This window comes from Acinetobacter sp. YH12255, assembly GCF_013417355.1.
GTDB classification, from domain to species: Bacteria; Pseudomonadota; Gammaproteobacteria; order Pseudomonadales; family Moraxellaceae; genus Acinetobacter; species Acinetobacter pseudolwoffii.
Genome location: NZ_VPEC01000023.1, coordinates 38,094 through 56,248, shown reverse-complemented (window position 1 = coordinate 56,248; position 18,155 = coordinate 38,094). Strand labels below are relative to the sequence as shown.

18 protein-coding genes and 1 pseudogene are annotated in these 18,155 nt (G+C 45.4%); 12 read left to right on the top strand and 7 right to left on the bottom strand.

Features of this window, described 5'->3' with window-relative positions; translation table 11 throughout:
- The 4 genes and pseudogenes from FTV30_RS10760 to truA all read left to right on the top strand — a co-directional run.
- Window positions 1-108 (top strand): annotated as a pseudogene (locus tag FTV30_RS10760) (IS5/IS1182 family transposase); the annotation flags it as partial.
- Window positions 109-264: 156 nt separating this feature from the next.
- Entirely contained in the window at window positions 265-1,575 is a 1,311-nt protein-coding gene (locus FTV30_RS10755) for a fimbrial protein FimV (protein ID WP_180001573.1), read from the top strand.
- Window positions 1,576-1,622: 47 nt separating this feature from the next.
- The gene (locus tag FTV30_RS10750) at window positions 1,623-2,591 is read left to right on the top strand and encodes an asparaginase (protein WP_005172835.1); all 969 of its coding nucleotides are present in this window, start codon (window positions 1,623-1,625) and stop codon (window positions 2,589-2,591) included.
- A gap of 15 nt (window positions 2,592-2,606) precedes the next feature.
- The gene (gene truA / locus FTV30_RS10745; protein ID WP_100329278.1) at window positions 2,607-3,404 is read left to right on the top strand and encodes a tRNA pseudouridine(38-40) synthase TruA; all 798 of its coding nucleotides are present in this window, start codon (window positions 2,607-2,609) and stop codon (window positions 3,402-3,404) included.
- 90 nt (window positions 3,405-3,494) lie between these two features.
- On the opposite strand, the gene FTV30_RS10740 is transcribed toward truA, so the two are convergent.
- Complete coding sequence (locus FTV30_RS10740) at window positions 3,495-4,502, bottom strand: AraC family transcriptional regulator (protein ID WP_180001572.1); 1,008 nt, start codon at window positions 4,500-4,502, stop codon at window positions 3,495-3,497.
- Window positions 4,503-4,733: 231 nt separating this feature from the next.
- Here FTV30_RS10740 and infA point away from each other — a divergent pair, with 231 nt between their 5' ends.
- The 3 genes from infA to FTV30_RS10725 all read left to right on the top strand — a co-directional run bounded on the left by infA (window position 4,734) and on the right by FTV30_RS10725 (window position 6,019).
- Complete coding sequence (gene infA / locus FTV30_RS10735) at window positions 4,734-4,955, top strand: translation initiation factor IF-1 (RefSeq protein ID WP_001284370.1); 222 nt, start codon at window positions 4,734-4,736, stop codon at window positions 4,953-4,955.
- Window positions 4,956-5,087: 132 nt separating this feature from the next.
- Window positions 5,088-5,468, top strand: coding sequence for a hypothetical protein (locus FTV30_RS10730; RefSeq protein ID WP_100355809.1), 381 nt, complete (start codon window positions 5,088-5,090; stop codon window positions 5,466-5,468).
- Between the two features lie 146 nt (window positions 5,469-5,614).
- Window positions 5,615-6,019: a hypothetical protein gene (locus FTV30_RS10725; protein ID WP_180001575.1), complete on the top strand. Its 405-nt coding sequence runs from the start codon at window positions 5,615-5,617 to the stop codon at window positions 6,017-6,019.
- A gap of 83 nt (window positions 6,020-6,102) precedes the next feature.
- Here the strand turns inward: FTV30_RS10725 and leuB are convergent, their stop codons facing one another.
- From leuB to leuC, 4 genes are all read right to left on the bottom strand, one after another.
- A complete protein-coding gene (gene leuB, locus FTV30_RS10720) occupies window positions 6,103-7,182 on the bottom strand; it encodes a 3-isopropylmalate dehydrogenase (protein ID WP_180001571.1) in 1,080 nt (359 codons plus the stop codon).
- Window positions 7,183-7,224: 42 nt separating this feature from the next.
- Complete coding sequence (locus FTV30_RS10715; RefSeq protein ID WP_180001570.1) at window positions 7,225-7,788, bottom strand: hypothetical protein; 564 nt, start codon at window positions 7,786-7,788, stop codon at window positions 7,225-7,227.
- Between the two features lie 87 nt (window positions 7,789-7,875).
- Entirely contained in the window at window positions 7,876-8,526 is a 651-nt protein-coding gene (gene leuD, locus FTV30_RS10710; protein WP_100329281.1) for a 3-isopropylmalate dehydratase small subunit, read from the bottom strand.
- A 105-nt stretch (window positions 8,527-8,631) separates the two neighbouring features.
- Complete coding sequence (gene leuC, locus FTV30_RS10705) at window positions 8,632-10,065, bottom strand: 3-isopropylmalate dehydratase large subunit (protein WP_100329282.1); 1,434 nt, start codon at window positions 10,063-10,065, stop codon at window positions 8,632-8,634.
- A gap of 261 nt (window positions 10,066-10,326) precedes the next feature.
- Here leuC and FTV30_RS10700 point away from each other — a divergent pair, with 261 nt between their 5' ends.
- From FTV30_RS10700 to ovoA, 3 genes are all read left to right on the top strand, one after another.
- The gene (locus FTV30_RS10700; protein ID WP_005172852.1) at window positions 10,327-10,563 is read left to right on the top strand and encodes a DUF2061 domain-containing protein; all 237 of its coding nucleotides are present in this window, start codon (window positions 10,327-10,329) and stop codon (window positions 10,561-10,563) included.
- A gap of 195 nt (window positions 10,564-10,758) precedes the next feature.
- Window positions 10,759-11,634 carry a LysR family transcriptional regulator gene (locus FTV30_RS10695; RefSeq protein WP_100355810.1) on the top strand — a complete coding sequence of 292 codons (876 nt, stop codon included), beginning with the start codon at window positions 10,759-10,761 and terminating at the stop codon, window positions 11,632-11,634.
- A gap of 149 nt (window positions 11,635-11,783) precedes the next feature.
- The gene (gene ovoA / locus FTV30_RS10690) at window positions 11,784-13,958 is read left to right on the top strand and encodes a 5-histidylcysteine sulfoxide synthase (protein WP_180001569.1); all 2,175 of its coding nucleotides are present in this window, start codon (window positions 11,784-11,786) and stop codon (window positions 13,956-13,958) included.
- 43 nt (window positions 13,959-14,001) lie between these two features.
- On the opposite strand, the gene FTV30_RS10685 is transcribed toward ovoA, so the two are convergent.
- Both FTV30_RS10685 and FTV30_RS10680 read right to left on the bottom strand, forming a co-directional pair.
- Entirely contained in the window at window positions 14,002-14,250 is a 249-nt protein-coding gene (locus FTV30_RS10685) for a DUF2789 family protein (RefSeq protein ID WP_005095458.1), read from the bottom strand.
- Between the two features lie 169 nt (window positions 14,251-14,419).
- A complete protein-coding gene (locus FTV30_RS10680; protein WP_005095456.1) occupies window positions 14,420-15,070 on the bottom strand; it encodes an HAD family phosphatase in 651 nt (216 codons plus the stop codon).
- 182 nt (window positions 15,071-15,252) lie between these two features.
- On the opposite strand from FTV30_RS10680, the gene FTV30_RS10675 reads away from it, so the two are divergent.
- Window positions 15,253-15,735 (top strand): RNA pyrophosphohydrolase, encoded by a 483-nt coding sequence (locus tag FTV30_RS10675; protein ID WP_005095455.1) that lies wholly within the window; start codon window positions 15,253-15,255, stop codon window positions 15,733-15,735.
- A gap of 88 nt (window positions 15,736-15,823) precedes the next feature.
- The gene (gene ptsP / locus FTV30_RS10670) at window positions 15,824-18,121 is read left to right on the top strand and encodes a phosphoenolpyruvate--protein phosphotransferase (RefSeq protein ID WP_005172856.1); all 2,298 of its coding nucleotides are present in this window, start codon (window positions 15,824-15,826) and stop codon (window positions 18,119-18,121) included.
- Window positions 18,122-18,155 lie beyond the last annotated feature (34 nt).

Below are 18,155 nucleotides of genomic sequence, written 5' to 3'. Positions count from 1 at the left end.
CTTAAACATTTTCGGATATTAACAGAACGCTATAGAAATAGACGGAAACGCTTTGGTCTAAGAATGAATTTAATTGCTGGAATGGTGAATTGGATGCTCTTAAATTAACTTTCGCAAGAGATCTATTAAATGCGCGTCTGGCCCAGCTGCAACAACAGCTTAAAGCCCAACAAGCAGATAAGAAGCCAGTTAATTAAAAGTTACACATGACGATTTATTGGGATGAGTGAACATTGAATACACTCTATCCTCAAGGGGTAAAACATGCTGATTTATGTGATTCCATTAGTGATATTGATCATCGTATTAATTGTCGTCAAAAAACGACAAGATGCTCAAGAATCAGATAAAGCAAAAACTAAAACTGTAAAAGCGAAAAAACCTGGCTCTGCTTCAAAAACTGCCCCACAAAAAACCAAAGTAGTTGAGCCAGTCGGGGTCGCAAAAAAATCAGCAACGCCATTATCCGCAGAAACGCGTAAAAAAATTGAAGGCCTGATTCAGGAACGTAATTTTTTTGCGGCCGAAGCTCAGATTAACCAGGCATTGAATCGCGACAATTCCCAGCATGAGCTCTATCTGCTGTTGTTAGATATTCATATCTTACAGAAAGATGAGTTTGCGATTTCACAACTGCTCAACCATATCCGTTCTTTAAATTTAGATGAGATTCTGGCGCAAGCTGAAGCCAAACAGCGTGAATTTGATCAATCTTTATCTGCTGTTCAAGATACGATTGATTTCCCAAGTGCACAGCTTAAAACTTCATCTGTACAGGAAACCTCGGCATCTTCCGATGCCTTTGCTGATCTGGTCGCTCCCGCTCCTTCAAATGAGCAGGCATTTGAACAGTTGCAACAAGAGTTTCAACCAAGCAAGCCAGCTCCAGCAATTGAGCCTGTTGCGGATATTCAGCCACTTGAATTTAATTTTGAACCGACAACTACGCCGGTCATAGCGCCAAAATCTGAAGAAACTCCGGTACCTGCTGTAGATTTTGAATTTCAAGATACTTCATCTGCTGTTGTGCAAACTACACCTACGGCAGCAACAGAAACTGCACCTGTTTTAGATTTTAAACTGGAATTGCAGCAGGCTGCTCCAGTAGAAACAGCGCCTGCTGTATCTGAAGAGATCAAGCCTCTGGATTTCTCATTTTCTATAGGAACTCCAGCGCCTGTCGCCGAAAAAACCTCAGAACCAGCAATTGAGTTTGATCTGTCTAGTCTTTCTGCTGCTGCACCTGTGAGTGAATCTGCGACACAGACAGACCTTTCATCAGGCCTAGACTTTAAATTAGATCATGCAGAAACTAAACCTGCTGCAACAGGTGTTACTTTCGACATTCCTGCTACATCAGTTCAAACAGCCACAGACCAGCATGATCCACTGGTACAATCTTTCCCGGAATTACTGGACATCAATGAGGCCAGTCTGAATCTGGATCTTGCGCAGCAATATATTCAGCTCGGTGCCTATGTTGCCGCACGTGAGATCATTGCAGAGCGAGAAGCTGAATGTACGGCCGAGCAACAGCAACGCGCAGAGCAATTACTGAATCAAATCGCATCTTGATGCATTTCGATTTACACTAAAGCAGTCAAGGGTTGGCTGCTTTTTTTATGATGAAAAATATTGCATTAATTTATATGGGTGGCACATTCGGCTGTGTCGGCGATCCACTTGCCCCGATGTCTGCGGATTTATTTATTCCCAAGCTCGAACAGATACTCGCAGACCAATATTTCGTTGAATGCCATCGCGCACCAGCCATTAAAGACAGTAGTGCCTGTACAGCAGCGGACTGGCTGCAATTGGTGCAGTTTATTCAAGAACTACAATCTCGAAAGATCCAATATTTTGTGATTATTCACGGTACAGATACGCTGAGTTATGCCAGTGCAGTCCTAGCACATTTTCTCGGCAACTCGGCACATGTGGTACTGACTGGTAGTCAATATCCGCTGCTGAATGCTCAGGGCAATAAGCAGCGCGAATTTAGTGATGCGCTGGATAATCTGAGATTCGCCCTAGATTCTGTCAGCATGTGTACCGCAGGGGTCTATCTGGCTTTTCATCATCAACTAATGCATGCCCAGACGGCACTCAAACAGCATACCACCGAGTTAAATGCCTTCTCAGGTCTTGAGGCCAATATTACAATCCAGGCCAGTCAGCAGTGTTATCAAGTCAAAGCTGAAGATATTAGGAAAGCCGCTGGATTTAACTGCATGAGTATCATGATGCAACCGATTGATCTGGCCCAGCAACTGAACAACCTGCACAGCTTATTAGCCAGACCACCGCATTTTTTATTTCTGCAAGGTTTTGGCACGGGTAATCTCGCTGTCAATGAGGCCCTGATCGCACTCATTGATCAACTCTATGACCAAGGCTGTCTCTCTGTACTGACCACCCAGGTGCCTTTTGGCGCGACAGATCAGCGCTATGCCATTGCAGAATGGGTCAATCACTGCAAAATTCTGCTGAATGAAAGTTATGGCCATGCGGATCTGTATGCAAAAGCACTGAAAATGTATTTACAATATGACACTGTAGAGCAATGGCATCGTCATTGGTACGATCAATAAGGTTTTGAGGTCATTATGCAGCGTTTTGCGGTGGGAATTGAGTTTTGTGGGATGCATTATCGAGGATGGCAGACTCAACAGCCGGGTGTTGCAAGTGTGCAGGAAACCATTGAAAAGGTACTGAGCCGGGTTGCCGATCAACCGATTAGCCTACATGGTGCCGGACGTACCGATGCGGGGGTACATGCGACCAATATGGTGGCACATTTTGATAGCGATGCCATTCGTTCTGAACGTGGCTGGCTGATGGGTTGCAATAGCCAGTTGCCCAAAGATATCTCGATTCAGTGGATCAAAGAGATGGATCACAGCTTCCATGCCCGCTTTAAGGCTCAGGCACGCCGTTACCGCTATGTGGTCTATAATCATCCTGTGCGACCTGCATTGCTGCATAAACAGGTCACCCATGTCTATGCTTCACTCGATATTGAACAGATGATGCTGGCTGCGAAAAAGTTTGAAGGTACACATAATTTTGAAAGCTTCCGTGCTGCAGCCTGCCAATCCAATCAACCGGTACGCCATGTCAGCCATTGCCGTCTGATTCAGCATGGTCAATATCTGGTACTGGATATTCAGGCCGATGGCTTTCTGCATCATATGGTGCGTAATATCATGGGCTGCCTACTGGAAATTGGTCAGGGCATGTATGCTGCCGATCATATTGATAGTATTTTCGCGGCCGAAGACCGCAAAGCTGCTGGCGTGACTGCGCCTGCCGATGGTTTATATTTTATTCATGCCGACTATCCGGAGCAGTTTGAATTGCCTAAATTACCGTTGGGGCCGCATTGGCTGAATCTGCCGGAATAATTTTTAAATTTTTTAGAATATTTACCTCCCCTAACTCCTTCTGAAAGGAGGGGAATTCCTCCCTTTTTAAAGGGAGGTTAGGAGGGATTTTTAACGCTGCTTGCGTTTCCGATATTCCACTGGCGTTTCATTGGTCCAGCGTTTAAAGGCACGATAAAACGTACTTGGTTCCGAGAATCCGGTCAGATAGACAATTCTTTCAACACTTTCAGTGGTACTCGCCAGCAAACGCTTGGCCAGACGACAACGATAATCCGACAGAATCTGTTGAAAGCTGGTATGTGCTTCACTCAGTTGTGTTCTTAAGCGACGTGGCGTGATGTTTAGCTGTGCAGCTACAGTTTCCAGTGTGGTTTCGCCACTTTCCAAAGTAGAGCCAATCGCTCGACGAACTTCACCGACCAGATCATAACGCGCCAGTTCCTGCAGTTTTTCAATTGCCAGCTGCTCATGTAATTGTAAAAGCTCTGGTTCAGCCTGCCACAGTGGAAACTCTAGAATACTTGGGTCGAAATAAAGTCGGGTTTCTTTTTGACCTAAGCTGACCGGACACTCATAAACCCGGAAATATTCCTCGTCAGGAGCACCTTTGGAAAAATTAAAATCGATATAAATCAGTTCAAAACGTCCTTCGGTAATAAATTTGAAGAAACGCAGTACACCCGACATGGCACACTCGGTAAAATGACGATTGACCAGACTTTCAGCAAAAGGCTGCTCGCCATTGGTTAAATAGCAGCGATCATCTTCAATCACCAACTTGGCAGCAAAGGCATCGCTGATCAGTCGTTGATAGGCCAAGGCACGTTTCAGTCCCTCACCAAAATTTTCAGATGAAACAAACAGGTGTTCAATCACCTGACCACGATACAGTGGTAAATGTTCGCCCAGATGCAAACCAATATCCGGGTCCTTACTGACTTCTTCAGCTGCCACCCAAAAGGCATACTGGGCACTCAGCGGCGTACGGTCATTGGCCTCGACCTGATTTAAAGCAACTCCTGCTTTGGTCAAAAGTTCTTCTGTCGGCAAACCCGCACGACGAATCGCCTGATAGCCCAAACGCAATACGACTGATGCATCCGTTAGCTGACTCACTCAAAAGCCTTCCTTGTATGTACTTCATTTATACTTAAAAAGATTAATTTTAGATTAACTGCGATTGACCAAACTGACAACAGAAACCGACATTTTTTTAGTTAAAAAGTTTATCCTGATCGTTCGCTTATTTTACTGACAGATGATCAGTCTAACACCCGTTTCACCTTGTATTTTGCAAAAAAATTGACTATAATTTGCGCCTTTCCAATTTATTCATTCAGGTAGGCTATGGCCAATAAAGAGGAACTCATCGAGTTCGAAGGCGTTGTCACCGAGACGCTTCCTAATACTATGTTCCGTGTACGTTTAGAGAACGGTCACGAAGTGATTGCCCACATCTCTGGTAAAATGCGTAAACACTATATCCGTATTTTAACTGGCGACAGTGTAAAGGTTGAAATGACACCTTATGATTTGACCAAAGGTCGTATCACCTATCGTGCACGCTAAGTTTTAGCGCAAGCAAAAGCCACTTTTAGTGGCTTTTTTATTGCTTTAATTTTTTATTGAAAAATAAAATAATTTGACACTGAACTATAAACTCACGACTATTCATTTAATTAAAATAACATGTCTAAAACTATGAATATGAAGTGCTTAGTCCTGCTGTGCAGCTTAATCCTCGTCGCCTGTGCCACAGGCGGCAAACATCACCTAAATCAGTCGCTACAACACTATGTCGGTCAAAATGCAGCACAGGTTCGCAGCCAGCTTGATCTGAGTGCAATGGGATTTAAAACCGCCCAGCAACCGATTCAGACAGCAGAGTTTCTCAGCTACACTATTTTTCGGGACATGAATATTCCGATGGGTACACCGAATATTAGTCAGAGTATTTCGATCGGTGTACCAATGCCTACGCCCTCAAATGGCGGTTATAACATCGAGATGAAATGCCAAATCCGGTTTGAGCTGAAAGATGAAATTATCCAATCCGTTCGCTATAGCGGCAGGGCTTGTTAAGCTGTCATCCTGTAGTCCAATTTCTTTGATGGATTGATGTTGAGCTAGCTCTCGCCCCCATCTGTACCGCGTGTCAAATTACAACAATACCAATCACACTTCCTGCCTACACTATTGATGAGTCGTTCCTGGGCAGGAGTGAAATGATGCGATTTTCCTATCTCCAACTATCGCTCGGTATTTTGGCCAGTGTTTTAATAGCGGGCTGTGCACATTCCCCCAATATGGGCCAATCTGAACGCGAAGCCTATTTGCAGCAGTTTATTGGACAAAGCAGCCAGCTGATCGATCAAACTCTGGATCTGAAACGTTTAGGTTATCAGCAGGTCAGTGGGCCTGAACTCAGTGCCCAGCAATTAAGCTATGTGGTACAGCGCCCTGTTGCAATTCCTTTGCCTGTAGCACAGTTTCCGGCAGCAGGCGGTGCTGTACCTATTCCGGTTCCTGTGAGTCCTTCAGGTGGCTATGACGTCAATCTGCAATGTAAGATCACCTTCTTACTCAAAGATAATATTGCAACCGCAGTTCGTACTACAGGTCGAACCTGCTAACCTGAGCTAGATACGAGAAATCTGACATAAAAAAACGCAGCTCAAGGCTGCGTTTTTTAATCAGTTTTTAAATCGAAACAAACTTAGTTTAATGCAGCAACCACTGCCTGACCCATTTCAACTGTACCGACTTTCTGCATGCCTTCAGACATAATATCTGCTGTACGCAAGCCTTGATCCAAAACATTGCCTACGGCATCTTCAATCGCTTTGGCCGCAGCTTCTTCACGGAAGGTGTAGCGTAGCATCATCGCAACAGACAAAATTGTGGCCAATGGGTTCGCCAGGTTTTGGCCCGCAATATCAGGGGCTGAACCATGACAAGGCTCATACATACCTTTAGCATTTTCATCTAGCGAGGCTGATGGCAACATGCCGATTGAACCGGTAAGCATCGCTGCTTCGTCAGACAAGATATCACCGAACAGGTTAGAGGTGACAATCACATCAAACTGTTTTGGCGCGCGCACCAGTTGCATCGCAGCATTGTCGACATACATATGTGACAAGTTAATTTCTGGATACTGTTCTTTTTTCAACGCAGTAACCGTCTGTTTCCACAGCTCTGTTACTTCAAGTACGTTGGCTTTATCCACTGAACAGACTTTAGCACCGCGCAGCTTCGCCATTTCAAAGGCAACTTTGGCAATGCGTTTGATTTCAGATTCTGAATACACATCCGTGTTATAACCTTGCTTCTCGCCATTTTCCAATTCACGGATCCCACGTGGCTGACCGAAATAAATACCACCCGTCAATTCACGCACGATCAGGATATCCAGACCTGCCACGATTTCAGGTTTCAGGCTTGAAGCATCAGCCAATTGTGGATAGAGAATCGCTGGGCGCAAGTTGGCAAACAGGTTCAGTTCGCTACGTAATTTTAATAAACCGCGTTCCGGACGGATTGAGCGCTCGATCGTATCCCATTTTGGCCCGCCGACGGCGCCCAATAAAATTGCATCGGCTTTTTTGGCCTGTTCCGAGGTCACTTCAGGATATGGTGAACCGTGGGCATCAATTGCCGCACCACCGAGTAAACCCTGTTCCCATGTCAAATCGAGATTAAATTTTTCATTTACACGATCCAGTACCTGCTCTGCCGCTTTGACAATTTCAGGACCGATGCCATCACCAGCTAAAATCAAAATTTGTTTAGACATGAGATTTTCCGTTTAAAGCGTCAGATTCAGACCTGACAAAGGTTAAATTTTCTTTTCTACAAACTCTGCAATGCCGTTGACCACATTATAAGGTTTGCAAAAACGACGAATGGTTTTTTGCTCTTGCAATAAATCCACGCAAAGCGGATCAGGTGCAGAGGCATTTAATAAACTGCTGCTACGCGCACTACGGTCGCGGAACATTTTCAAGGTATAAGTTTTGTTGGCCTGAAAGCGATGAAACACATGTAAAATTTCCGCTTTATCCTTACTGATTGGATAAAAACGGACGACTAATTCATGCTGTCCTGCGGGTACTGACAAGTAAATCGGATTGGCCTGACTTAAATTCTTAGCCTGCAAACGTACCAGTTTTTGCTTTCGCGCCTCATTACTGAGGCGGCCATTGTCGTTATTGACAATGATGGTCTGGTTTAAGCGCTCGAACTGGCAATCCGATGTTCCTTTACAGTAAATCAGGGCATTGTTTTTGCTTTCGGCATTTTCTTTGGCATGTTTGAGCTTCATGGTATCGATGCTTTGACATGCAGTCATCAGCACCGACACCATACTTAAAGCAAGCCACTGTTTCCAATAATTCGCCATAATGTCTGTCTTACCCAATCAAAAAATCCAATAATCTTCCGATATTAGCAAGGGCATCGCAGTCATGCTATGACAATTTTCGCTGATTTAGCCCTGAATTTCGGCAAATACCCATGGACGTGATTGTTTGGTTTTTTCCTCATAAGCACGAATGTCATCCGCAGCTTGTAAAGTTAAACCAATATCATCCAGACCATTTAACAGGCAATGCTTACGAAATGGATCGACTTCAAATTGAAAGCTTTCACCATTTGGTGTGCGTACTTCTTGTGCGTTCAAATCGATGGTGAGTTGATAACCTTCAGTTGCAAAGCATTCTTTGAATAACTGATCAACAATCTCTTCAGACAAAATCACAGGCAACATGCCATTCTTAAAGCTGTTGTTATAGAAAATGTCGGCATAGCTTGGTGCAATCACGGTACGGAAACCGTATTCTTCCAATGCCCATGGCGCATGTTCACGACTAGAACCACAACCAAAGTTGGCGCGTGAAATCAAAATGCTCGCGCCTTGATAGCGAGGTTGGTTTAATGCAAAATCCTTGTTTAAAGGTCGTTTTGAGTTGTCTTGACCCAAATAGCCTTCATCCAGATAACGCAATTCATCAAATAAATTCGCACCAAAACCACTACGTTTGATCGATTTCAAAAACTGTTTTGGAATAATTAAATCGGTATCGACATTGGCCCGGTCTAATGGTGCAACGATACCTTGTTCAACGGTATATTTTTTCATTGTCTTTATTCCTAAAGAATGTCATCACTTTAAATCTCCCCTAACCCCCTCTTTATTAAAGAGGGGAACTTCCTCCTTTTCTAAAAGGGGGACTGAGGGGGATTTTTAGAAACTACGCACGTCAACAAAGTGACCGGCAATTGCCGCGGCGGCTGCCATTGCAGGGCTGACCAGATGCGTACGACCGCCATTGCCCTGACGACCCTCAAAGTTACGGTTAGACGTCGATGCACAATGCTCGCCCGGTTGTAACTTGTCAGCATTCATTGCCAGACACATTGAACAACCTGGTTCACGCCATTCAAAGCCGGCTTCTACAAACACTTTATCTAGGCCTTCAGCTTCTGCCTGGGCCTTGACCAGACCCGAACCCGGAACCACCATCGCCTGCTTGATGCTTGCCGCGACTTTACGACCTTTGATCACTTCAGCCGCAGCACGGATATCTTCAATACGCGAGTTGGTGCATGAGCCAATAAAGACACGGTCTAATTGAATTTCAGCCAAGGCCTGACCGGCATTTAAACCCATATATTGATAAGCACGGTTCCAGTCATTGCGTTGTACTTCGTCTTTGGCTTGTTGCAAAGTTGGTACTGCCTGAGACACTGGAATCACCATTTCAGGAGAGGTTCCCCAAGACACTTGCGGCTCGATCTCTTCGCCTTGCAAGACCACAACTGTATCAAAGTGTGCATCTTCATCCGAATGTAAGGTATTCCAATACACTACGGCCTGATCCCACTGTTCTGCAGTCGGTGCATAAGGACGGCCTTTAACATATTCGATGGTTTTGTCATCGACAGCGACCATACCTACGCGTGCACCGGCTTCGATTGCCATATTACACACGGTCATACGACCTTCAATCGACATGTCACGGAACACCTGACCGCCAAATTCAATCGCATGACCAGTACCCCCTGCTGTACCAATCTTGCCGATAATCGCCAAGACCACATCTTTCGGTGTCACGCCCTGACCCAACTGACCGTCAACGCGTACCAACATGTTTTTCATCTTCTTTTGAACCAGGCATTGGGTCGCCAATACATGTTCAACTTCTGAAGTACCGATACCATGCGCCAAACAACCGAAAGCACCATGGGTCGCAGTATGTGAATCACCACAGACCACGGTCATGCCCGGCAAGGTTAAACCTTGCTCAGGCCCAACCACATGCGCAATCCCCTGACGGATATCATTAATATCAAATTCAACAATATTAAAGGTCTTGCAGTTGTCGTCCAAGGTTTGTACCTGAATGCGCGAAGTTTCATCTTCAATGCCGGCAACACCCTGTTCACGCTCTTTTTTCGAGGTGGGTACGTTATGATCTGGTGTAGCAATGTTTGCGCTTAAACGCCATGGCTTGCGCCCGGCGAGTTGTAAACCTTCAAATGCCTGTGGCGACGTTACTTCATGTAATAAGTGACGGTCAATGTACAGTAAGGCAGAACCATCATCACGTTGTGTTACTAAATGGTCATCCCACAATTTATCATATAATGTTTTTGCTGTTTGGGTTGCGCCTGCCATGTCGATGTACTCCACTGGACTGGGTAAATTCTTGCTCTGATTTTGATTATATCGCTGCTGTCACATAAATCTAATTTATCATTTTTATTAGTTAAAAAACTTTTTGGAATCTTTCAAAAGCTGAATAAAATCATGATTTCGCTGCATTCCCATAAATCTACTTTTCCGATCAATTTATTAAAAATATTCGTTTTTACAAATTAAATGAGAATTATTATTATTCCTGCATAGACAGAGATTTATATTTTGAGGAACTTCGACATGGCACATATCCAACGTTTTGTAGACAATAATCAGCGTATGTTTAAAAAGACCTTCAGCTATTACATTATGCACATCACGGTGGCGATGATTGTCGGTTATTTGGTGACTGGCAGTTTGGCCATGGCAATTGCCTTAAGTTTATTGGAACCCACAGTACAGGCAGTTGCGTTCTTCTTCCACGAAAAAATCTGGGAGCGTAATATCGAACAGCAGAATGAGGACATCACCGCCTGATCTTTTCTGTCGATGTTCCTGACCAAAGACCATCTCACCCAAGAGGGTCTTTTTTTGACGCTATTTAAATCCCAAGGCTTTGAAAATGTTTAGTAATGCAGCAATGCAATAGAAACAAGCGAATTATGCTTTGATTTATTCTTAAAAAATAACAATAATATAATTACACATAAAAATTCTTTATAGGTGATTAAGATGAATCTCGCAGCTTTTGAAGCCTTCGTAAAAGTCATGGAAACTGGTTCGATTTCTCTGGCCGCAGATCAGCTTTTTATTACCCAGCCTGCCGTCACCAAACGTATTCACAGTCTGGAAGAATATTTTGGGGTCAAACTGTTTGAATCCGCCGGACGTGGTGTACAAGCCACCCATGCCGCGCATTCGCTATTGCCTAAAGTGAAAAACTGGCTGAATGAACTCGGTGATATTCATTATACCTTGAGCCATGAACAGGGTCAGGTACAGGGAAAATTGAAAATCGGCACCAGTCATCATATTGGCCTGCATCATCTTCCGAGTCATTTGCGCCGTTATGTACAGGAATATCCGGATGTAAGGCTGGATGTACATTTTGTCGATTCCGAGCAGGCGCATGAACAGGTGATTGCTGGCGATCTGGAACTGGCATTTTTAACCTTGCCGCCACGGGGTGATGCGCGTCTGAATTACGTGACCATCTGGAATGATCCTCTGGTCTTTGTGGTGGCACCGTTTCATCCGCTGGCGCAGCAAAAAAATCTGTGTCTGGAAGATTTACTCGACTACCCGAGCCTATTGCCCTCATCACAGACCTATACTTCGCAGATCACCTTGGCCGAATTTGAAAAACAGGGTATTAAACCGAAAGTCAGCATGAGCAATAATCCGCTGGAATCAATCCGCATGCTGGTATCCATTGGTCTCGGCTGGTCTGTGCTGCCAAAAACTCTGGTCAATCACGATCTGCATCAGCTGGATATCAATCTGGAAATGAACCGCCGGCTGGGCATGGTCTGGCATCCGGGTCGTACTCAGTCCAAAGCGGCGCAAGCTCTGGTTCAACTCATGCAAAGTAGTTCCCTGCCTCTTTAATTCATTTCTAAAAATGCTGCATTCAAAACAGTGCAGCATTTTGTTACCTAAATACACCCATCTGGGGATTTCTTTCGCGTATTTTTAAGATAAATCTATTCTTTTGCGATGCAGAGGAATACTTAAAATTATTCGATGGAGCCTGACGGATGCAGCTCGATTCTCCCCTAAAACCCCTCTCTCAAGATAAAACAAATACCAGCAGCCTATGGCTTTCGGCCAAACCGATGCTGTTGCCTACCCCTGCGCTTGATTTTGCCGACGAACAAACAGCGCGACACAGCCTGCGTGACTACTTCCTGAATACCTTTGATACCTATGAGCAGTTATTTGAATGCCTCAAGCATGAAGATGCTTTTTTTATCAAGCCAATTAATTTGCGTCATCCGCTGATTTTTTATTTTGGTCATACCGCGACTTTTTTTGTCAATAAACTGCTGCTGAGCAAACTCATTACTGAACGTCTGAATCCGCATTTTGAAAGTATTTTTGCGATCGGGGTTGATGAAATGAGTTGGGATGATCTGGATGAAGTGCATTATGACTGGCCGACTGTGCAGGCAGTCCGGGATTATCGACATCAGGTACGCGCGCTGATTCTGAACATTGTTGAGCATGCCCCGCTGAATCTGCCCTTAAACTGGCACAATCCGTGGTGGACGCTGATTATGGGCATCGAACATGAACGGATTCATCTGGAAACGTCATCGGTGCTGATTCGTCAGCATGCTTTAGAACATGTACACCAGCATCCGCAGTGGCGTGCCAATATCATTACCGGCATTGCCCCGGAAAATAGTTTGATTGCTGTGCCTGAAGGCCAGGTACATCTACAGAAAGATTTTAACCATCCTTTTTATGGCTGGGACAATGAATACGGCCAGCATGAAGCCGAAGTTGCAGCCTTTGAAGCTGCAAAATATCTGGTGTCGAATCAGGAGTTTCTGGCCTTTGTCGAAGCAGATGGCTACCAGACCGGACACTACTGGAGTGAAGAAGGCTTAGGCTGGCTGCAATTTTCACAAGCGACTCATCCGTGTTTTTGGTGCAAGACTGAACTCGGCTGGTCACTGCGCCTGATGCTGGAAGAAGTCCCCATGCCCTGGGATTGGCCGGTAGAAGTAAATTATCATGAAGCCAAAGCCTTTTGTCAGTGGAAATCGCAACAGCTTGAAAAAACCATCCGCCTGCCCACCGAAGATGAATGGTATCGCCTGTATGCGGTTTCAGACCTGGATCCAGATTTACCCAGTCCTGAACAGGCCAATATCGAATTGAAATATGGCACCAGTTCCTGCCCGGTCGATCATTTTCAGCAGGGCGATTTCTATGATATTCAGGGCAATGTCTGGCAATGGACTGAAACGCCAATCTATCCGTTTCATGGCTTTCAGGTGCATCCTCTTTATGATGATTTTAGCACCCCGACCTTTGATGGACGGCATAATATTATTAAAGGTGGCTCCTGGATTTCAGCAGGCAATGAAGCCCTGCACAGCGCACGTTATGCTTTTAGACGGCATTTCTTTCAACACGCTGGCTTCCGCTATGTCGCCTCTGATCAAGCCTTGCAACAGTTTCCTTCACAGTATGAAAGTGACCAGTTGGTGTCTCAATATCTGGAGTTTCAGTACGGCGCCGAATACTTTGGCATCGCCAATTTTGCCAAAACATTGGTGCAGCTGGCACAGCCGTATTTCCGGGAAACTGCATGTAAAAGTGCTCTGGATATTGGCTGTGCTACTGGCCGCGCCAGCTTTGAACTGACACACTATTTTGATCAGGTCACCGGTCTGGATTTTTCTGCACGCTTTATTCAGCAAGCCGTCTTTCTGGCCCAAGGTCACCGAATCCGTTATCAGCTCCCCGTAGAAGGTGAATTAAGCGAAGAGAAAATCTGCTCGCTTAAGGATTTCGCTTTGGATCGGCTTGCCTCTAAAGTGGAATTTTTTCAGGCCGATGCCTGTAATCTGAAAGCACATTTTATTGGCTATGATTTTATTCTGGCGGCCAATCTAATTGACCGGCTGCATCATCCCAAAGACTTTTTGATGCAGATCCATCAACGGATAAATATGGGTGGAATTCTACTGCTCAGTTCGCCTTATACCTGGCTGGAAGAACATACTGCACGTGATGAATGGCTGGGCGGGTTCAAGCAGGCAGACAGAGAGGTCACTACACTGGAGGGAATCTCGGAAATATTAAAGGCTCATTTTGAGCTGGTGACCCAGCCCCAGGATGTGCCTTTTGTTATTCGTGAAACCGCCAGAAAATATCAACATAGCTTGTCACAAGTCAGCATCTGGCGACGCACTCACTAAAGCCTTCAAGCTAAAAAAGCCAATCATTCGATTGGCTTTTATTTCATCCTTCACTGGTTGAGTTTTCATGCAGGGATTCATTGAGTTGATCCACCACAATGGCCCATGAACCATCAGATGCAATTTTTTCGGTTAAAAACTGACGTTGTGCTTCTGACCAGTACGGTGCATCGAGCAAAGTCAGATCTTTATGCAGTTGATGTTCGTGAATAAACTTTTCAATGCCTTCCTGAGTGGCATCCAAGCCAAGCTGCTGAAACAGATGTGTCATACGCGGTCGAACGTGAGTCATAGCATTACACCTCAAACTTTTCCATTATTTTCATGTCCTGTTTTTTGAGCATAACATGTCCGAGGCAAGCGGACTGTGAAAAAACATTAACACTTATATTGAATTCGGGCAGATAAAAAAGCACAACCGAAGTTGTGCTGGATCAATCAGATGGATAAAATGCAATCAGTTAAATCGACCAGTCCTGTATATTCCAGCCCTGCGCTTTGGCTAAAACTTCAAGGCGGTCATCCGGATTCACTGCAATGGCATGATCGGCATATTCCAGCAAGAAACGGTCATTAATCGAATCTGAATAGGCCCAAGACTCGGTCACATCGCGACCTTGCAGCCACTGTTCCAGACGCACCAGCTTGCCTTGTTGATAACACGCGGTATTGATCACTTTTCCGGTATATTTGCCATCGAGTACTTCAGCATTGGTGGCAATAATTTCAGTAATGCCGAATTCACGAAAAATTGGTGCAGTAATAAAATCCGAAGTCGCGGTAATCCCGACCAGAGCATGACCGGCGTCTTTATGCCGTTGAATGGCCTTAAAACCTTCTGGACGCATTTGCGGGCGAATCACCTTTTGCATAAACAGCTGGTGCAACTCGGTTAAATAAGCATGCTCATGTTGAGTCAGAAACTGGAACACAAATTCATTATAGGCATAGGGGTCTAACTGACCTTTTTTATAGTCGTCATAGAACTTGTCATTCATGGCACGATGCTGCACCGGATCGACCAGACCCTCGCTGACCAGAAACTCTCCCCAAGAATGATCCGAATCCGTGTTTAACAAGGTGTGATCGAGATCAAATAGCGCCAATTTCATGAAAATACTCGTAAAAACTGAAATTTAAGAAAAAAATTGTAAATCTATCTCCGCTAGTCGATAGAAATTCGTTAAGATCATAGCAATTTTAACATTTTTAAACTTTGCTTTTTTCGAGTTGGATAAAGAAATAACGCTCCCCGATGGCAAAGGTATAAATTAAACAATTTTTAGGTAGCCAAATGATCGACTCTGAGGGTTTCCGACCAAATGTCGGGATCATTTTGGCAAACGATGCTGGACAAGTTTTATGGGCAAAACGCATTGGTCATAATGCATGGCAATTTCCACAAGGAGGTATCCAATATGGAGAAACCCCTGAGCAGGCACTCTATCGTGAGCTGAGAGAAGAAGTTGGCTTATTGCCCGAACACGTCCAGATCATCGCGCAAACCAAAGGCTGGTTGCGCTATCGTTTGCCGCATCGATACATACGACCGGACTCCGATCCGGTGTGCATCGGTCAAAAACAAAAGTGGTTTTTACTCAAACTTACGGCCCCCGTTCAGCATATTCAGTTGAATCTGTCTGATCCGCCGGAATTTGATCAATGGCAATGGGTCAGTTACTGGTATCCATTAGGTCAAGTCGTGAATTTCAAACGTGATGTTTATCGCAAAGCCCTGGTGGAGTTGTGTCAGCAGCTGCCCCAGCAAAAACCTTAAAAAATCGCATAAATCATGCAGATTTTTTGGTCGGCTATTGTTATAAATAAACGTATCACTGAAATTCTGAATAGACGGAGCAGACCTTATGTCGAATATGCAACTGGACACGTTGAGACGTATTGTTCAAGAGATCAATGCATCTGCCAGTTTGCATGAATCCCTCGATATCATGGTCAAGCATGTCGCAGACGCCATGCATGTCGATGTCTGCTCTATTTACCTTCTGGATGAACGTAACCAGCGTTATCTGCTGATGGCTTCCAAGGGCCTGAAGGCTGAGTCCGTAGGTCACGTATCGTTACAGACTGGCGAAGGTTTGGTGGGTCTGGTCGGCCAGCGTGAAGAAATTGTCAATCTGGACAATGCACCCAAACATGAACGCTTCCTGTTCCTGCCTGAAACCGGTGAAGAGCTGTATAACTCTTTTCTGGGCGTCCCGGTGATGTACCGCCGTAAGGTCATGGGTGTGCTGGTGGTTCAGAATAAAGAATCTCAGGATTTCTCTGAAGCCGCCGAATCATTTCTGGTCACACTGTGCGCGCAGCTCTCTGGCGTGATTGCCCATGCCCATGCGGTGGGCAATATTGATGTCTTCCGCAAGCCAAATAACCTGCCTGCCTATAAAACCTTTCAGGGTGTGTCCGGTTCAGGCGGGATTGCTCTGGGTCGTGCCGTGATTCTCTACCCGCCAGCAGATCTGGCCGCCGTTCCCGATCGTGAAGCCGATGACATCAGCGAAGAACTACAATTATTAGACAGCGCCCTCAACTCCGTCCGTGAAGAAATCCAGTCGCTCGATGACAAGATGCAGGATGCGCTGATGGCCGAAGAACGCGCCCTCTTTAGCGTATTCTTGCGGATGCTGGATGAAAATGCCCTGCCGGCAGAAATCAAGGCGCTCATTCGGGAAGGCCATTGGGCACAGGGTGCAGTGCGCATCGTGATTGATAGTCATGTGGCACAGTTTGCCCAGATGCAGGATGATTATTTACGTGAACGGGTGGCAGACTTAAAAGACTTGGGCCGCCGTATTCTGGCGCGTTTACAGGAAGCTGATGCCAGTCATCGTGAGCTGACCGATGAGAGTATTCTGATAGGGGAAGAGATTTCCACTGCAGCTCTGGTTGAACTGCCAGTGGATAAAATTGCTGCGATTGTCACCACTGAAGGTGCCATGAACTCGCATATGGTAATTGTGGCACGTGCCCTCGGCATTCCGACTGTGGTCGGTGTGACTGAACTGCCAATTAATACCCTGGATGATGTAGAAATGATCGTTGATGCGCATCAAGGCCGGGTCTTCATCAATCCGCCACGGCGTTTGCGCAGTCGCTATAAAGAAATTCAAAAAGAAGAAGAACAGATCGCCAAAGATCTGCGTCAGTACGAAACCAAAGATGCGATTACCCCGGATGGGGTAGCGGTAAAACTGTACGTCAACACCGGCCTGATGATCGATGTGGTCCGTGGCGTGCAACGTGGTGCCAAAGGCGTTGGTTTATACCGTTCTGAAATTCCATTTATGCTACGCGACCGCTTCCCGGGCGAAGAAGAACAGCGCGCGATTTATCGCCAGCAACTCACTCATTTTGCCAATAAACCGGTAGTGATGCGTACCCTGGACATTGGGGCAGACAAAGACCTGCCGTATTTTTCGATTGAAGAAGAAAATTCGGCACTGGGCTGGCGTGGCATTCGTTTTACCCTGGATCATCCGGAAATTTTTTCTTCACAAATTCGCGCCATGCTTAAAGCCAGTATCGGACTGAATAACCTGCATATTCTGTTGCCGATGGTGACCAGTGTCAGTGAGGTTGAAGAAGCCCTCTATTTACTGGAACGTGATCATGCGGCGATTCAGGAAGAAGAACAGGTCAAAGTGAACAAGCCAAAACTCGGCATCATGGTGGAAGTGCCGAGTGTGCTGCATCAGATTGATGAGTTTTCCGAACTGGTCGATTTCTTCTCGGTTGGCTCTAACGATTTGACTCAATATCTTTTGGCAGTCGATCGCAATAATCCGCGGGTTGCCAATGTCTATTCACATTTACATCCTGCCGTACTGCGTGCCCTGACCCGTCTGGTGCAGGACTGTCATCGTAATGAAAAACCGGTCAGTATCTGCGGTGAAATGGCAGGTGATCCGCTGTCTGCGGTTTTGCTCATGGCCATGGGCTTTAATACCCTGTCAATGAGTTCGAGTAATATCCTGAAGGTACGTAAAACCATTTGTCACGTGCCGATGAGTGATGCACAGGAATTGCTACAGCATGTGTTAAAAATGGACAATCCACTGATGGTAAAAAGCTGGCTGGAATATTATTTCAGAACCCATGGTTTGGGTGATATGGTGAAATCAGCCACGCGTATGGTGAGTGCCTAATCCGGGACTTTTCCAGTCCCTCGACGAGTGTAGA

Bases quoted from the DNA above. Each gene is read 5' to 3' on its own strand.
- FTV30_RS10755 (WP_180001573.1), top strand. From the start codon at position 265: ATGCTGATTTATGTGATTCCATTAGTGATATTGATCATCGTATTAATT.
- FTV30_RS10730 (WP_100355809.1), top strand. From the start codon at position 5,088: ATGAATATGAAGTGCTTAGTCCTGCTGTGCAGCTTAATCCTCGTCGCC.
- FTV30_RS10715 (WP_180001570.1), bottom strand. From the start codon at position 7,788: ATGGCGAATTATTGGAAACAGTGGCTTGCTTTAAGTATGGTGTCGGTG.
- ptsP (WP_005172856.1), top strand. From the start codon at position 15,824: ATGTCGAATATGCAACTGGACACGTTGAGACGTATTGTTCAAGAGATC.
- leuD (WP_100329281.1), bottom strand. From the start codon at position 8,526: ATGAAAAAATATACCGTTGAACAAGGTATCGTTGCACCATTAGACCGG.
- truA (WP_100329278.1), top strand. From the start codon at position 2,607: ATGCAGCGTTTTGCGGTGGGAATTGAGTTTTGTGGGATGCATTATCGA.
- ovoA (WP_180001569.1), top strand. From the start codon at position 11,784: ATGCAGCTCGATTCTCCCCTAAAACCCCTCTCTCAAGATAAAACAAAT.
- FTV30_RS10685 (WP_005095458.1), bottom strand. From the start codon at position 14,250: ATGACTCACGTTCGACCGCGTATGACACATCTGTTTCAGCAGCTTGGC.
- leuC (WP_100329282.1), bottom strand. From the start codon at position 10,065: ATGGCAGGCGCAACCCAAACAGCAAAAACATTATATGATAAATTGTGG.
- FTV30_RS10700 (WP_005172852.1), top strand. From the start codon at position 10,327: ATGGCACATATCCAACGTTTTGTAGACAATAATCAGCGTATGTTTAAA.
- leuB (WP_180001571.1), bottom strand. From the start codon at position 7,182: ATGTCTAAACAAATTTTGATTTTAGCTGGTGATGGCATCGGTCCTGAA.
- FTV30_RS10680 (WP_005095456.1), bottom strand. From the start codon at position 15,070: ATGAAATTGGCGCTATTTGATCTCGATCACACCTTGTTAAACACGGAT.
- infA (WP_001284370.1), top strand. From the start codon at position 4,734: ATGGCCAATAAAGAGGAACTCATCGAGTTCGAAGGCGTTGTCACCGAG.
- FTV30_RS10695 (WP_100355810.1), top strand. From the start codon at position 10,759: ATGAATCTCGCAGCTTTTGAAGCCTTCGTAAAAGTCATGGAAACTGGT.
- FTV30_RS10675 (WP_005095455.1), top strand. From the start codon at position 15,253: ATGATCGACTCTGAGGGTTTCCGACCAAATGTCGGGATCATTTTGGCA.
- FTV30_RS10750 (WP_005172835.1), top strand. From the start codon at position 1,623: ATGATGAAAAATATTGCATTAATTTATATGGGTGGCACATTCGGCTGT.
- FTV30_RS10725 (WP_180001575.1), top strand. From the start codon at position 5,615: ATGCGATTTTCCTATCTCCAACTATCGCTCGGTATTTTGGCCAGTGTT.